14 protein-coding genes and 1 pseudogene are annotated in these 14,740 nt (G+C 72.3%); 9 read left to right on the top strand and 6 right to left on the bottom strand.

Translation table 11 applies throughout. From position 1 onward, the window contains the following. Positions 1–164: 164 nt before the first annotated feature. Together HW130_RS03580 and HW130_RS03575 are read right to left on the bottom strand one after the other, a co-directional pair. Positions 165–1,079, bottom strand: coding sequence for an SDR family oxidoreductase (locus HW130_RS03580; RefSeq protein ID WP_177147906.1), 915 nt, complete (start codon positions 1,077–1,079; stop codon positions 165–167). A 121-nt stretch (positions 1,080–1,200) separates the two neighbouring features. Next, entirely contained in the window at positions 1,201–1,977 is a 777-nt protein-coding gene (locus tag HW130_RS03575) for an SDR family oxidoreductase (RefSeq protein WP_177147905.1), read from the bottom strand. Between the two features lie 77 nt (positions 1,978–2,054). On the opposite strand from HW130_RS03575, the gene HW130_RS03570 reads away from it, so the two are divergent. From HW130_RS03570 to HW130_RS03555, 4 genes are read left to right on the top strand one after another with little or no spacing between them, the layout of a single operon-like run. Further along, entirely contained in the window at positions 2,055–2,810 is a 756-nt protein-coding gene (locus tag HW130_RS03570) for an enoyl-CoA hydratase family protein (RefSeq protein ID WP_177147904.1), read from the top strand. Next, on the top strand, positions 2,807–3,670 hold the full coding sequence (locus tag HW130_RS03565; protein WP_177147903.1) for a CoA transferase subunit A: 864 nt from the start codon (positions 2,807–2,809) through the stop codon (positions 3,668–3,670). Before HW130_RS03570 ends, HW130_RS03565 begins: the two co-directional genes overlap by 4 nt. After that, positions 3,667–4,437, top strand: coding sequence for a CoA-transferase subunit beta (locus HW130_RS03560; RefSeq protein WP_177147902.1), 771 nt, complete (start codon positions 3,667–3,669; stop codon positions 4,435–4,437). The genes HW130_RS03565 and HW130_RS03560 overlap by 4 nt, the downstream gene beginning before the upstream one ends. Next, on the top strand, positions 4,434–5,498 hold the full coding sequence (locus HW130_RS03555; RefSeq protein ID WP_177147901.1) for a nitronate monooxygenase family protein: 1,065 nt from the start codon (positions 4,434–4,436) through the stop codon (positions 5,496–5,498). Before HW130_RS03560 ends, HW130_RS03555 begins: the two co-directional genes overlap by 4 nt. 206 nt (positions 5,499–5,704) lie before the next feature. Here HW130_RS03555 and HW130_RS03550 read toward each other — a convergent pair whose 3' ends face one another. The 4 genes and pseudogenes from HW130_RS03550 to HW130_RS03535 all read right to left on the bottom strand — a co-directional run bounded on the left by HW130_RS03550 (position 5,705) and on the right by HW130_RS03535 (position 9,474). After that, positions 5,705–6,862 carry an acetyl-CoA C-acetyltransferase gene (locus HW130_RS03550; protein WP_177147900.1) on the bottom strand — a complete coding sequence of 386 codons (1,158 nt, stop codon included), beginning with the start codon at positions 6,860–6,862 and terminating at the stop codon, positions 5,705–5,707. 22 nt (positions 6,863–6,884) lie between these two features. Further along, positions 6,885–7,477, bottom strand: a pseudogene (locus HW130_RS03545) (TetR/AcrR family transcriptional regulator). 45 nt (positions 7,478–7,522) lie between these two features. Continuing rightward, complete coding sequence (locus HW130_RS03540) at positions 7,523–8,311, bottom strand: SDR family oxidoreductase (protein ID WP_177147899.1); 789 nt, start codon at positions 8,309–8,311, stop codon at positions 7,523–7,525. After that, on the bottom strand, positions 8,308–9,474 hold the full coding sequence (locus tag HW130_RS03535) for an acyl-CoA dehydrogenase family protein (RefSeq protein WP_177147898.1): 1,167 nt from the start codon (positions 9,472–9,474) through the stop codon (positions 8,308–8,310). Before HW130_RS03535 ends, HW130_RS03540 begins: the two co-directional genes overlap by 4 nt. Before the next feature lie 102 nt (positions 9,475–9,576). On the opposite strand from HW130_RS03535, the gene HW130_RS03530 reads away from it, so the two are divergent. The 5 genes from HW130_RS03530 to HW130_RS03510 all read left to right on the top strand — a co-directional run bounded on the left by HW130_RS03530 (position 9,577) and on the right by HW130_RS03510 (position 14,590). Continuing rightward, positions 9,577–10,434 (top strand): enoyl-CoA hydratase, encoded by an 858-nt coding sequence (locus HW130_RS03530; RefSeq protein ID WP_177147897.1) that lies wholly within the window; start codon positions 9,577–9,579, stop codon positions 10,432–10,434. Next, the gene (locus HW130_RS03525; protein ID WP_177147896.1) at positions 10,434–11,612 is read left to right on the top strand and encodes an acyl-CoA dehydrogenase family protein; all 1,179 of its coding nucleotides are present in this window, start codon (positions 10,434–10,436) and stop codon (positions 11,610–11,612) included. Before HW130_RS03530 ends, HW130_RS03525 begins: the two co-directional genes overlap by 1 nt. Continuing rightward, positions 11,612–12,601, top strand: coding sequence for an acyl-CoA dehydrogenase family protein (locus tag HW130_RS03520; RefSeq protein ID WP_177147895.1), 990 nt, complete (start codon positions 11,612–11,614; stop codon positions 12,599–12,601). The genes HW130_RS03525 and HW130_RS03520 overlap by 1 nt, the downstream gene beginning before the upstream one ends. Positions 12,602–12,728: 127 nt before the next feature. After that, positions 12,729–13,520 carry an MFS transporter gene (locus HW130_RS03515; protein WP_256355827.1) on the top strand — a complete coding sequence of 264 codons (792 nt, stop codon included), beginning with the start codon at positions 12,729–12,731 and terminating at the stop codon, positions 13,518–13,520. Continuing rightward, a complete protein-coding gene (locus tag HW130_RS03510; protein ID WP_177147893.1) occupies positions 13,517–14,590 on the top strand; it encodes an acyl-CoA dehydrogenase family protein in 1,074 nt (357 codons plus the stop codon). The genes HW130_RS03515 and HW130_RS03510 overlap by 4 nt, the downstream gene beginning before the upstream one ends. The last annotated feature ends 150 nt before the right edge of the window (positions 14,591–14,740 follow it).

The raw sequence follows: 14,740 nt of genomic DNA, 5'->3' as shown, positions 1-14,740 counted from the left end.
CGGGAGGCTAAGCGGGGTGCTCTGCGAGGGGGAGCGTGAATTCCCGCTGACCGGGAAAGGCGCGGCGGGAAGACGCGGACGGCCCCGGGGGCCGCGGTCCGCGGCTCTCGGGGCCGTTGAAGAATGCTCCGCCCTGACGGCGGGCCGGCGGCGTCCGGCGGCTGCTACCGCGCGCCGTACACCGGTTGGGGGCTCTCGGCCTCGGCCAGCAGCTCGAGGGCGGTCTCTCCCGCCTCCGCCGGGGTCCAGCGCGCACCTTTGTCCGCGGTGGGACCCCGCCGCCAGCCCTCCATGACGGTGATCCGGCCGGCCTCGGCCTCGAAGACCCGGCCCGTCACCCCCGCGGAGGCGGAGGAACCCAGCCAGACGACAAGGGGAGAGACGTTCTGCGGGGCCATGGCGTCGAATGCGCCGTCCTCGGGGGCGGCCATGGTGTCGGCGAAGGTCTGCTCGGTCATCCGGGTGCGGGCGGCCGGGGCGATCGCGTTGACCTGGACGCCGTAGCGCGCCATCTCCGCCGAGGCGACGAGCGTCAGGCCGACGATCCCCGCCTTGGCGGCGGCGTAGTTGCCCTGGCCGACGCTGCCGAGCAGGCCGGCCCCGGAGCTGGTGTTGATCACGCGGGCCTCGGGCGTACGGCCGGCCTTCGCCTCGGCGCGCCAGTGCGCGGCGGCGTGCCTGAGAGGCAGGAAGTGGCCCTTGAGGTGGACGCGCATGACGGCGTCCCAATCGTCCTCGTCGAGATTGACGAGCATGCGGTCGCGGAGGAATCCGGCGTTGTTGACGAGGGTGTCGAGGCGGCCGAAGGCGTCCACCGCGGTGGCGATGAGCGAGGCCGCGCCGTCGGCGGTGGCGATGTCCCCGCCATGGGCGACCGCCTCCCCGCCGAGCGCGCGGATCTCGTCGACGACCTGCTGGGCGGGCCCGCGGGCCCCTCCCGTGCCGTCGGGACCGACGCCGAGGTCGTTGACGACGACTCTCGCTCCCTCGGCGGCGAAGGCGAGGGCGTGCGCGCGGCCGAGCCCGCGGCCGGCCCCGGTGACGACGGCGACGCGTTCGGTGCAGATTCCCGTGGTCATGGCTGGTGTCCTTTCGGTGCGCGGATGTCTTGCGGCAGCCGTCCTGGGCAGGTCCCCCCCGGCGCCACGGCGGCGGGCGCGCGTCTTCAACGCCCCACCCCCGCCGGAGGGGGTCAGGCGGTCAGTTGTTGACGCCTGCGGCGTCGAGGAAGGCGGGGCGCTCCCCTCCGCCGTGGACGTGCAGGGCGGCGCCGCTGATGTATGCGGCCCGGTCGGAGGCGAGGAAGACGCAGGCGTCGCCGATGTCGGAGGGATCGGCGAGCCGGCCGAGCGGCACGGTGCGGCCGACGGCGGCGATGCCGTCCTCGTCCCCGTAGTGCAGGTGGGACAGCTCGGTGCGGACCATGCCGAGGACGAGCGTGTTGACCCGCACCCGGGGCGCCCATTCCACGGCCATGGAGCGGGCGAGGTTCTCCAGGCCCGCCTTGGCGGCTCCGTACGCCGCTGTCCCCGGGGACGGGCGGGTCCCGCTGACGCTGCCGATCATCACGATCGATCCGCCGCCGCCCTGATGGCGCATCACCTCGTACGCGGCGAGCGAGGCGGTCAGCGGCGCGACGAGGTTCAGCTCGACGACCCGGGCGTGGCGTTCGGCTCCGCCCTCGTCGAGCATCCGGAAGGGAGTTCCCCCGGCGTTGTTGACCAGTGTGTCCAGCCGCCCGTAGTCGCTCCGCACCCGTTCGAAGAATCCACCGACCGCCTGCGGATCGCGGAGGTCGACGGGGAGGAAGCGGGCCATGCGCCCCGCAGCCTCGACAGGGTTGTCGGGGGCCCGTCGCGCGCAGGTCACGACCTGCGCACCGGCTTCGAGCAGGGCGCGGGTGATCCCCGCGCCGATGCCTCGGGTTCCGCCGGTGACGACGGCGACGGAGCCGGACAGGTCGATGATCGCTGCCAATTGACACCTCCCGCAGTGGAGGATCCACTGCTACCTTCGCCTAACAAACGTTTGGTGGAAAGGTAGCTGATCTGCTCATGGGTGTCTCCACCTCCGCCCCGCACGAGGGCATCGCCGTCGTCACCGTGGACTTCCCCCCGGTCAACGCCCTCCCGGTACAGGGCTGGTACGACCTGGCCGCCGCTGTGCGCGCCGCCGGGGCCGACCCGACGGTTCGCTGCGTGGTGCTCACCGCCGCCGGCCGCGGTTTCAACGCCGGCGTGGACATCAAGGAAATGCAGCGCACGACCGGGCACGACGCCCTGATCGGCGCCAACCGCGGCTGCTACGAGGCATTCGCCGCGGTCTACGACTGCGAGGTCCCGGTGGTCGCCGCCGTGCACGGCTTCTGTCTGGGCGGCGGCATCGGCCTGGCCGGCAACGCCGACGCCATCGTCGCCGCCGACGACGCGACCTTCGGGCTGCCCGAGCTGGACCGGGGCGCACTGGGCGCGGCAACCCACCTCGCCCGGCTGGTCCCCCAGCATCTGATGCGGGTGCTGTACTACACCTCCCGCACCGCCACCGCGCAGGAGCTGCACCAGCACGGCTCGGTGTGGCGGGTCGTCCCCCGCGAGCGCCTCCACGACGCCGCGCTGGAGCTGGCGCGGGAGATCGCCGCCAAGGACGGCTGTCTGATCCGCCTCGCCAAGGCCGCGATCAACGGGATCGACCCGGTGGATGTCCGCCGCAGCTACCGCTTCGAGCAGGGCTTCACCTTCGAGGCCAACCTCAGCGGCGTCGCAGACAGGCACCGCGACGCGTTCGTGTCGTCCGAGGAGGACCGACGGTGAGCGACAAGACGATGACCGCCGAGGAGGTGGTCGGCCGCCTCGAGAGCGGGATGACGATCGGCATCGGCGGCTGGGGCTCACGGCGCAAGCCGATGGCGCTGGTACGCGCGCTGCTGCGCTCGGACCTCACCGATCTGACCGTCGTCTCGTACGGCGGCCCGGACGTCGGGTTGCTCGCCGCCGCCGGGAAGATCCGCAAGCTGGTCGCGGCGTTCGCCACACTCGACTCCCTCCCCCTCGAGCCGAACTTCGGGGCGGCCCGGCAGCGAGGCGCGTTCGAGATGGTGGAGCTGGACGAGGCCATGGTCATGTGGGGCCTGACGGCCGCCGCGCACCGGCTGCCGTTCATGCCGATCCGGGCCGGTCTCGCCTCGGACGTGATGAGCGTCAACCCGTCGCTGCGCACGGTCACTTCCCCGTACGAGGACGGCGAGGAACTGGTCGCGGTCCCGGCCCTGCGGCTGGACGCCGCGCTCGTCCACCTCAACCGGGCCGATGCGCAGGGCAACGCCCAGTACCTGGGCCCGGACCCGTACTTCGACGATCTGTTCTGCGAGGCCGCCGACGCGGCGTACGTCTCCTGCGAACGGATCGTCGACACCGCAGACCTGCTGAAGGACTCCGGTCCACAGTCCCTGCTGGTCAAGCGCGCATTCGTGAACGGCGTCGTCGAGACACCGAACGGCGCACACTTCACCTCCTGCGCCCCCGACCACGACCGCGACGAGGCGTTCCAGCGTGCCTACGCCAGGGCGGCACGCAACCCCGAGGCCTGGCGGGCCTTCGGCGAGCGGTTCCTGTCGGGCGACGAGGGCGCGTACCAGGCCGCGGTGGCGGCGTTCCACGAGGAGGAAGCATGAGCAGCGGTACGACGACGGCGACGCGGGCCGAGTACTGCGTGGTGGCGTGCGCCGAGGCATGGCGCGGCGCGGGCGAGGTGCTGGCCGGCCCGATGGGCACCGTCCCCACGATCGGGGCCCGGCTTGCGAAGCTCACCTTCTCCCCCGACCTGCTGCTGACGGACGGCGAAGCGCTGCTCATCGGCGACGTACCGGCGATCGGCGCCCGGGCACAGGTGGTGGAGGGCTGGCTGCCGTACCGGCAGCACCTGGCTCTGGTCGCCACCGGGCGGCGGCACGTGATGATGGGCGCGAGCCAGCTCGACCGGCACGGCAACCAGAACATCTCCTGCATCGGCGCGTGGGCCCGGCCCGAGCGGCAGTTGCTGGGCGTGCGAGGCGCCCCCGTCAACACCCTCAACAACCCGACCAGTTACTGGATCCCCAAGCACTCCCCACGGGTCTTCGTCGAGCAGGTCGACATGGTGTCCGGGGTCGGCTACGACCGCGCCGCCGCGGCCGGCCCCTCCGCGACCCGCTACCACCGCATCCCGGATGTCATCAGCGACCTGGGCGTGTTCGACTTCGAGACCCCGGACCGGACGATGCGGCTGCGCTCGCTGCATCCCGGCGTCACGGTCGAGCAGGTCGTCGCCGCCACCGGCTTCGCGCTCACCGTCCCCGACGAGGTGCCGCACACCCGCGAGCCCACCGCCGAGGAGCTGCGGCTGATCCGGGAGGTCATCGACCCGAAGGCGCTGCGCGACCGTGAGGTGTCGGCCGCATGAGCGACGTCACGATCAACACCCCGCTCACCGAACTGGTCGGTGTCCGGCACCCCATCGTGCAGACCGGCATGGGCTGGGTGGCCGGGCCCCGCCTGGTCTCGGCCGCCGCCCATGCGGGTGCGCTCGGGATACTCGCCTCCGCCACCATGACCACAGACCGGCTCCGCTCCGCCGTGCGTGAGGTCAAGTCCCGTACGGACGCGCCGTTCGGGGTCAATCTGCGCGCGGATGCGGGGGACGCGGCGGAGCGTGTACGGATCATCGTCGACGAGGGCGTGAAGGTCGCCTCGTTCGCGCTCGCACCCTCCCGGGAACTGATCGCCCGGCTGAAGGACGCCGGGGTCGTCGTCATCCCGTCCATCGGCGCCAGGCGGCACGCCGAGAAGGTCGCCGCGTGGGGCGCCGACGCGGTGGTGGTGCAGGGCGGCGAAGGAGGGGGGCACACCGGCGACGTCGCCACCACCGTTCTGCTGCCGCAGGTCGTGGACGCCGTCGACATCCCGGTCATCGCGGCGGGCGGCTTCCACGACGGGCGCGGCCTCGTCGCCGCGCTCGCCTACGGTGCCGCCGGAATCGCCATGGGCACCCGCTTCCTGCTCACCTCCGACAGCACCGTCCCCGATACGGTCAAGGCCACGTACCTGGCCGCGGCGGTCAAGGACGTCACCGTCACCACCAAGGTGGACGGCCTGCCCCACCGGATGCTCCGCACCGAGCTGGTCGACGCGCTGGAACGCTCGGGCCGGGCCGCGTCCCTGCTGCGGGCGGTCCGCCACGCCGGGGCCTTCCGGCGCGAGAGCGGCATGAGCTGGACGCAGATGATCCGCGACGGCCTGGCGATGAAACACCGCAAGGAACTGGCCTGGAGTCAGATGCTGCTGGCCGCCAGCACTCCCATGCTGCTCAAGGCCTCGATGGTCGAGGGCCGCACCGACCTCGGTGTGATGGCCGCCGGCCAGGTCGCGGGGCTGATCGACGATCTCCCGTCCTGTGCCGAGCTCGTCGACCGCGTGATGGCCGAAGCACACGCCACCCTCCGCTCTCTTCTCCCCACGCATTGAAGGGCCGCGGACCGTTTCGCATCCGGGACACGCCCCGGGATCGTGGCACCAGGGCCGGTCCACGTCTTCCGGTGGAGCGACGGGCCGTAGCGGCGCCGGACTGATGGACCGTCGGCGGATTCGGACCCCGTGGGCGACACGGGCGGCCTCGCCACGTACGTCCCGCCGGCCGACGAGACCGGCGGGCCATACGGCGCCGTGGCAGGTCAGAGCCGCTCGATGATCGTCACGTTCGCCTGGCCGCCGCCCTCGCACATCGTCTGGAGACCGTAGCGGCCGCCCGTGCGCTCCAGTTCGTGCAACAGGGTGGTCATCAGCTTGGTGCCGGTGGCGCCGAGCGGGTGGCCGAGGGCGATGGCGCCGCCGTTGACGTTGACCTTCTCCGGGTCGGCCCCGGTCTCCTTCAGCCACGCCAGCACTACGGACGCGAACGCCTCGTTGATCTCGACCAGGTCGATGTCGTCGAGCGTCATCCCCGCCTTCTTCAGTGCGTACGCTGTGGCCGGGATCGGCGCGGACAGCATGCGGATCGGGTCCTCGCCGCGCACCGAGAGGTGGTGGATGCGGGCGCGCGGGGTCAGCCCGTGCTCCCGTACGGCACGCTCGCTCGCGAGCAGCAACGCGGAGGCGCCGTCGGACACCTGCGAGGAGACCGCGGCGGTCAGCCGGCCGCCCTCGACCAGCGGTTTCAGGCCCGCCATTTTCTCCAGGGTGGTGTCGCGGCGCGGGCCCTCGTCGCGGGCCACGGCCCCGTACGGGACGACCTCGCGGTCGAAGCGCCCCTCGTCGATGGCGCGGATCGCCCGCTGGTGCGAGCGCAGCGCGAACTCCTCCATGTCGCGGCGGGAGATGTCCCATTGCTCGGCGATGAGTTCGGCCCCGTGGAACTGGCTGACCGGCCGGTCCCCGTACCGGGCCCGCCAGCCCTCGGAGCCGGCGAAGGGGCCCTGGGTCAGGCCGAGCGGCTCGGCGGCCTGGCGGCTCGCGAAGGCGATCGGCACCTGCGACATGTTCTGCACGCCGCCCGCGACCACCAGGTCGCTGGTGCCGGACAGCACCGCCTGCGCGGCGAAGTGCACCGCCTGCTGGGAGGAGCCGCACTGGCGGTCCACGGTCACACCGGGCACCTCCTGCGGCAGCCCCGCGGCGAGCCACGAGGTGCGGGCTATGTCGCCGGCCTGGGGACCGACGGTGTCCAGGCAGCCGAAGACGACGTCCTCGACGCCCGCCGGGTCGGCGCCCGAGCGCGTCATCAGCGCCTTGAGCACGTGTGCGCCGAGGTCGGCGGGGTGGACGGCGGACAGCCCGCCGTTCCGCCTCCCGACGGGGGTACGGACCGCTTCGACGATGTATGCCTCGGCCATGGCCACTCCTTTTCCGATGTCTTCAGTGTCCTGCGCAAAGGGCGATCCCCTCCAGCACCATCGACAGGTACTGGCGGGCGATCTCCTCCGGGCTGTGCTGTCCTCCGGGCCGGTACCAGGACGCGGCGACCCATACGGTGTCGCGCACGAAGCGGTAGGTGAGCCGGACGTCGAGGTCGGCGCGGAAGACGTGCTCGGCGACGCCGCGCTCCAGCGTCCCGAGCCACGCCTTCTCGAACTTCTGCTGCGAGTCGGCGAGATAGCCGAAGCGCGGCTGGGTCCGCAGGTGCTTGGACTCCTTCTGGTAGATGGCGACAGCGGCACGGTGCCGGTCGATCTCCCGGAAGGACTCGGTGACGAGGGCCTCGATCGTCTCCCGTGGTCCGAGTGCGGCGGCGAGCACGGCGTCGTACCGGGCCCACAGCTCGTCCAGGAAGGTGGAGAGGATCTCGTCGAGCATCGACTCCTTGGAGTCGAAGTGGTAGTAGAGGCTGCCCGCGAGCATCCCCGCCGTATCCGCGATCTTGCGGACGTGGTGGCGTTGTACCCCTGTGCGGCGAACACCTCGGCCGCGGTGGCGAGGAGTTCCTCGCGCCGCTCGGGCGACGGGCTCATCGTGTTCTTCCCACTGCTGCTTCTCGGCACGCGGCCATTTCTGCCTCACGCGTGCTGGCTGCTGACGGACAGGATCTCTCCGGTCATGTACGAGGAGTAGCCGCTGGCCAGGAACACGATGACGTTGGCCACTTCCCACGGCTCGGCGTGGCGGCCGAACGCCTCCCGGGAGGTCAGCTCCTCCAGCAGTTCGGGGGTGGTGACCTTCACCAGGTGCGGATGCATGGCGAGGCTGGGCGAGACGGCGTTGACGCGTACGCCGTAGTCGGCGGCCTCCAGCGCGGCGCAGCGGGTGAGCGCCATGACCCCGGCCTTGGCGGCGGCGTAGTGCGACTGGCCCTTCTGCGCCCGCCAGCCGATCACGGAGGCGTTGTTGACGATGACGCCCCCGCCGCCCGCGGCCTTCATGCGGCGCAGAGCGGCGCGGGTGCAGCGGAAGGTGCCGTTCAAGGTGACGTCGAGGACCTTGTTCCACTGCTCGTCGGGCATGTCGACGAGATCGGCCGTGCCACCGAGCCCGGCGTTGTTGACCACGATGTCGAGGCGTCCGTGCCGCTCCTCGGCGAGGTCGAAGAGTGCCGTGACCTGGGCCTCGTCGGTCACGTCGCACGGCAGCGACGTCACGCGGTCCGCACCGAACTCGGCGGCCAGCTCCGCCTCGGACTCCTTCAGCCTGCGGGCGTGCGCGTCGGAGACGACGACGCTCGCCCCCTCCTCCAGGAGCCGCTTGGCGGTCGCGCCGCCGATCCCCGCTCCCGCGGCGGCGGTGACGACGGCGGTACGGCCGGCGAGCAGGCGGTGGCCCGGTACGTACGGCGGCGGGGCCGAGGTCATGGGCGAACCTCCTTGGGCAGGCCGAGCACGCGCTCGGCGATGATGTTGCGCTGGATCTCGTTCGATCCGGCGTAGATGGTGTCGGAGCGGGAGAAGAGGAACAGCCGCTGGAAGTCGTCGAGGTCATAGGGCTCGCCGGCCGCCAGCATTCCGTCGGCGCCGCACACGTCCATGGCGAGCTCGCCCAGCTCCCGGTGCCAGGTCGCCCAGAAAATCTTGCCGATGGACGCCTCGGGGCCCGGTGCGCCGGCCGCGACGCCCTCCAGCATCCGCAGCGCATTGCCCCGGATGATCTCCAGGCCGATCCAGGCCTGGGCGATCCGGTCGCGGATCAGCGGGCTGTCGGCCGCGCCGTTGCGCTTGGCCAGCTCGATGACGGCCTCCAACTCGCGGCGGAAGCCGACCTGCTGGCCGAGGGTGGACACACCGCGCTCGAAGCCGAGCGTGGCCATGGCGACCTTCCAGCCCTCGCCGGGCCTTCCGACGATGTTCGCCGCCGGTGTGCGGGCGCTGTCGAAGAACACCTCGTTGAACTCGCAGGTGCCGGTCAGCTGCGTGATCGGCCGCACCTCCACGCCGGGCTGGTCCAGCGGCACCAGCAGACAGGACAGGCCCTGGTGGCGGGTGGAACAGGGATCGGTGCGGGCGACGACGAAGCACCAGTGGGACTCGTGCGCGAGTGACGTCCAGATCTTCTGGCCGGTGACCGCCCACTGCTCGCCGTCGAGCTCGGCCCGCGTCCGTACGTTCGCCAGGTCCGATCCGGCGTCCGGCTCGCTGTACCCCTGACACCACAGCTCCTCGACGGCGACGATCCGGGGGAGGAAGCGGTCGCGCTGCTCGGGCGTACCGAAGGCGATCAGGGTGGGGCCGAGCAGCTGCTCCCCGATGTGATTGACACGGGCGGGGGCGTCCGCGAGTGCGTACTCCTCGTGGAAGGCGACCTGCTGCTCGAGGGTGGCGCCGCGGCCGCCGTACTCCTTCGGCCAGCCGACGCAGGTCCAGCCCGCGGCGCCCATGTGCCGCTCCCAGGCGAGGCGTTCGGTGAAGGCCTCGTGCTCCCGGCCGGGCCCGCCGCGCCCGCGCAGGCGCGCGAACTCCCCCGTGAGGTTGGCCCGCAGCCAGCCGCGGACCTCGGTGCGGAACTCCTCGACGCTGCTCATGGGCGGCTCCGGACGACTCTCGACGAAGGGGCGACTCGACTTTCTCGACGGCCGAGAGTCCGTACGTTAACCTACCAAACACTTGTTAGGGAAGGAGGGCAGATGTCCGCTGCCCGCACTGCACCCGCCGAGCCCGTCCGGTACGAGCGCCACGGAGCCGTCGCCGTGGTCACCATGGACCGGCCCGACTACCGAAACGCCCAGAACTCCGCGATGACCTACGCCCTGGACCGGGCCCTCTACCGCGCGGCCGACGACAACGAGGTGAAGGTCGTGATCCTCGCCGGAGCGGGGAAGCACTTCTCGGCCGGCCACGACATCGGCACCCCGGAACGGGACACGCATCTGCCGTTCGACCGCAAGGCGGGCCTGTGGTGGGACCACTCGGACAAGCAGGGCGCGGAGAACCGTTACGCCCGCGAGTCCGAGGTCTACCTGGGCATGTGCCGCCGCTGGCGTGAACTGCCCAAGCCCGTGATCGCCTCCGTGCAGGGCGCGTGCGTCGCGGGCGGCCTCATGCTCGCCTGGGTCTGCGACCTGATCGTCGCCTCCGAGGACGCGTTCTTCGCCGACCCGGTGGTGCGTATGGGCATCCCGGGCGTGGAGTACTTCGCCCATCCGTGGGTGATGCCGCCGCGCATCGCCAAGGAGTTCCTCTACACCGGCGACCGGATGAGCGCGCAGCGCGCGTACGAGGTCGGAATGGTCAACCGGGTCGTGCCCCGCGCCGAACTGGCCGGAAGGACCATGGAGTTGGCGAACCGGATCGCCGACATGCCGCGCCTGGGGCTGGCGTTGACCAAGCGGGCCGTCAACCAGGCCGAGGACCTTCAGGGAATGCACGCCGGAATGGACTCCGTCTTCGGGCTGCACCACCTGGCGCACGCCCACAACGCCGAGACTGCGAAGGACTCGCTCGGCGGCATGGACGTCCGCGCGATGAAGGAGGCCTCCGCCTGATGGACCTCGACTTCACCGCCGAGGAGGAGGCGTTCCGTGCCGAGGCCCGCGCCTGGCTGGCCACCCGTGTCCCGGCCGCACCGCTGCCCTCCCTGGAGACCGCCGAGGGCTTCGCCGCCCACCGCGAGTGGGAGCGCACACTGTCCGCGGACCGCTGGTCGGTGGTCTCCTGGCCCGAGAAGTACGGCGGCCGCGGGGCCTCGATCCTCGAGTGGCTGATCTTCGAGGAGGAGTACTACGCCGCCGGCGCACCCGGCCGGGTCAGCCAGAACGGTATCCATCTCCTCGCCCCTACCCTCTTGGAGCACGGCACGGCCCAGCAACTGGCCCGGATCCTGCCGCCGATGGCGAGCGGCGAGGTGATCTGGGCCCAGGCCTGGTCCGAGCCGGAGTCCGGCTCGGACCTCGCAAGCCTGCGCTCCACGGCTGTACGCACCGACGGCGGCTGGCTCTTGAGCGGCCAGAAGACCTGGTCGTCCCGGGCGGCCTTCGCCGACCGCGCGTTCGGCCTCTTCCGAAGTGACCGGGGTGACACGAACGCGGACAAGCCCCACCGCGGCCTGACGTACCTCATGTTCCCGCTGGACGCGGACGGGGTGAGCGTGCGCCCCATCGGCCGGCTCGACGGCAAGCCCGCCTTCGCCGAACTCTTCCTCGACAACGTCTTCGTCCCTGACCGGGACGTGATCGGCGAACCGGGCCAGGGCTGGCGGGTCGCGATGAGCACCGCGGGCAACGAGCGCGGGCTGACGCTGCGCAGCCCCGGACGGTTCACCGCGGCGGCCCACCGCCTGACAGCGCTGTGGCGCTCGGCCGCGGACCCGAGCGACACCGCCCTGCGCGACCGGGTCGCCGACGCGGTCATCGGCGCCCGCGCGTACCAGCTCTTCACCTACGCGGGCGCCTCGCGGATCGCCGCCGGAGGAGCGATCGGCGGCGAGTCGAGCCTCAACAAGGTCTTCTGGTCCGAGCTGGACATCGCCCTCCACGAGACCGCGCTGGACCTGCTGGGCCCGTACGGCGAACTGTCGGACACGGCCGGGGAGGCGCCCGCGCAGGGGAGCTGGGCCGAGGGGTACACCTTCTCCCTCGCCGGCCCCATCTACGCCGGTACCAACGAGATCCAGCGCGACATCATCGCCGAGCGGCTGCTCGGCCTGCCGAAGGGACGCCGGTGATGCGGTTCCTCCTCGACGACGAGCAGCAGGCGTTCGCCCACTCCCTGGACGGCATGCTCGCGGCGGCCGGCACCCCCGCCGTCGTACGGGCCTGGGCCGCCGGGAACACCGCACCCGGCCGCGACGTGTGGGAGAAGCTGGCCGAGGCCGGCGTCTTCGCCCTCGCCGTGCCGGAGCAGCACGACGGCCTCGGCCCGCTCCCCGTCGAACTCACTGTCGCCTTCACGGAAATGGGCCGCCACGCGGTGCCGGGCCCGCTGGTGGAGACGGTGGCCGCGGCGGCATTCCTGGACCGTCTGGGAGACGACGCGGCGGCCGCCGCATGGCTGCCGGGCATCGCGTCCGGCAAGACGGCCGCCTCGCTGTGTCTGCTCTCCGAGAGCAGCCCGTACGCCCTTGACGCCCACGCCGCCGACGCCGTCTTCGTCGTGGACGGCGACGCCGTACGCCTGGCGGAGGCGGCCGGGCCCGTCCAGCCGTCCGCCGACCCGGCGCGCCGGCCGGCCCGCCCGCTCGGCGGAACCGTCCTGGCGCGAGGGCCGGAGGTGACCGCCGCGGCCGAGCACGCCGCCGACGTCGCGGCGCTGGCGACGGCGGCACAGGCCCTCGGTCTGGGCCGCACCCTGCTCGCACGAACCGTCGAATACGCCCGGCAGCGCACCCAGTTCGGGGTGGCCATCGGCTCGTTCCAGACGGTGAAGCACCGGCTGGCCGACATGTTGATCGCCCTGGAGTTCGCCCAGCCCCTGATCCAGGCCGCGGCCGTGGCCCTGGCCGCGAAAAATCCGGCGTCCGGCCGCGAGATCGCGGCGGCGAAGGTCGCGGCGTGCGAGGCGGCCTGCGCCACTGCCCGCACCGCCCTGCAGTTCCACGGCGCCCTCGGCTACACCGAGGAGCTCGACCTCTCCCTGTGGATCCGCAAGTCCCGCGCGCTGCGGTCCGCCTGGGGCACACCGGCCGCCTGCCGCGCCCGCGTGCTCGCCCCCTGAACCCACTCCGGGCCCCATGACTCGTTCTCCCGGGACCACCCGACCCGGAGGGCGAGCTGTCCGCCACCCACACGGCGGATCACCGCCCGTACATCCCCGACGTCCCCAGCACACCCTGGAGTCAGCCATGTCCACCGCACCGACCCCGCAGAGACCTGAGAGAGCCGAGGCAGCTGAGGGAGCCGAGGGACCGGCCGCGGTCCCGGACCCTGCTCTGCTGCGCAAAGCGGCTCTGTCTCAGGTGCTGCGCGAACCCCGGACTCTCCTTCGCGCCTGCGCCGTCGGTATCGGCCCCTTCGCTCTGACGGCGCTGATCAGCACCTTCATGCTCACCTACGCCACGTCCGTCGGCTACGCGACCTCCGATGTGATGGCCGGTCTCCTCTTCACCGCGGTCACGGGACTGGTGGCGATCCCGCTCCTCTCCGCGCTCTCCGACCGCGTCGGGCGTCGGGCGGTCGTGCTCGGCGGTGCCGTGGGCATCATGCTGCTCGCCGCCCCCGTCTACGCGCTCGTCGACGCGGAGTCCACCGCCCTGCTGATCCTCGGCATGGTCCTCGGCCAGGTGGTGCAGTCCGCGATGTACGCGCCGCTGGGGCCGCTGCTGTCCGAGATGTTCGGCACCCGGGTCCGCTACACAGGCGCTTCCCTGGGGTACCAACTGGCCGCCCTCATAGGCGGCGGGTTCACGCCGCTGATGGCCGGCAGCCTGCTCTCGGCCTCGGGCGGCGTCTCGAGCACGCCGCTCGTGGCGGTGGCCGTTCTCTGCGGGCTGGTGACCGCGCCGGCCGTCTGGCGGACGGCCGAGACCCGCGGCCGGGACCTGGCGGACGACTCCGTCCTGCGAAGAGAGCCCGAATCCTCACGGGGACAGCACGGCACGCCGGACGGAGCGGCGCAGAAGGGAGCCGGCAGGTGAGGCCGACGGAGGAACAGAAGGAACTGCGGTCCGCCGTGCGGGCATCGCTCGCACGTCACGAGGGTGCGGCGGCCTGGCTGCCGTTGACCGGGCAGATCGGCGTCGCCGGACTCGCCGTCCCCGAGGAGTACGGCGGTGCGGGCTGCGGCCCACGCGAAGTCCACGTCGTCATGGAGGAGTTGGGCCGGAACCTGAGCCCCGTCCCCTACCTCGGCTCGGCGGTGCTCGCGGTGCAGGCTTTGCTCGCCTCCGACGACACGAGGGCATGCGCGCGACTGCTGCCGGGGCTCGCCGAGGGCCGGACGGTGGGGGCCCTGGCGTGGGCCGAACACGGTTCCTGGGACCCGGCGGCCGTCCGGGCCGACGCCGCCCGTGGCCCGGGTGGCACCTGGCGGCTCGGTGGGACCAAGGAATTCGTGCTGCACGGGACCGAGGCCGATGTGCTGCTCGTGGCGGCCCGGACGGGGACGGGTGTCTCCCTCTTCCAGGTGCCCGTCGACGGCGCGGGTGTGCGCCGCGAGGCGGTGGTCGCCATGGATCAGACCCGGGCGCAGGCGCGCATCGTGCTCGACGGCGCCGAGGGCCGGCTCATCGGCGCGGAGGGCGACGGCGGCCGTGTCCTTGGGCACGTACTGGACCTGGCCTGCACGGCGCTCGCCGCCGAGCAGACCGGCGCGGCCGAGCGCTGCCTGGAGCTCACGGTCGCCTACGCCAAGGAGCGCACGCAGTTCGGCCGGCCGATCGGCTCCTTCCAGGCGCTCAAGCACCGGCTGGCGGACGCGTACGTGCTGGTGGAGTCGGCGCGGTCGGCCGCGCTCGGCGCGGCTTTCGCGGCCGCCGCCGGCTCGTCGCAGTTGTCACGCTGTGCGGCCGTGGCCAAATCCGCCTGCTCGGAGGCGTTTTCGGCGGTGGCGGGCGAGACGATCCAGCTGCACGGCGGCATCGGTATCACCTGGGAGCACGATGCCCACCGCTACTTCAAGCGCGCACACGGCTCGGCCCAGCTGTTCGGACCACCGGCGTGGCACCGGGGCCGGCTCGCCGAGGACCTGGGGCTGACCGCGGCCTGACCGGACCAGGCCGGCCCGACGGGACCTGGGCTTCGGGGAGGTGAGGTGCGGTGGGCCGGCGGGCTGGTGACCGTGCACCTTCGCCTGTCGTACGCGAAAGCCCAGGTGCTGGGCTTCTCCCGGCAACGGGTCGAGGCCGAGCGGTGGACC

Source organism: Streptomyces sp. PKU-EA00015, from assembly GCF_013387495.1.
In the GTDB taxonomy this organism is placed as follows: Bacteria; Actinomycetota; Actinomycetes; order Streptomycetales; family Streptomycetaceae; genus Streptomyces.
The sequence above is the reverse complement of the archived record's forward strand: the minus strand, read 5'-3'. Positions and strand labels throughout refer to the sequence as shown.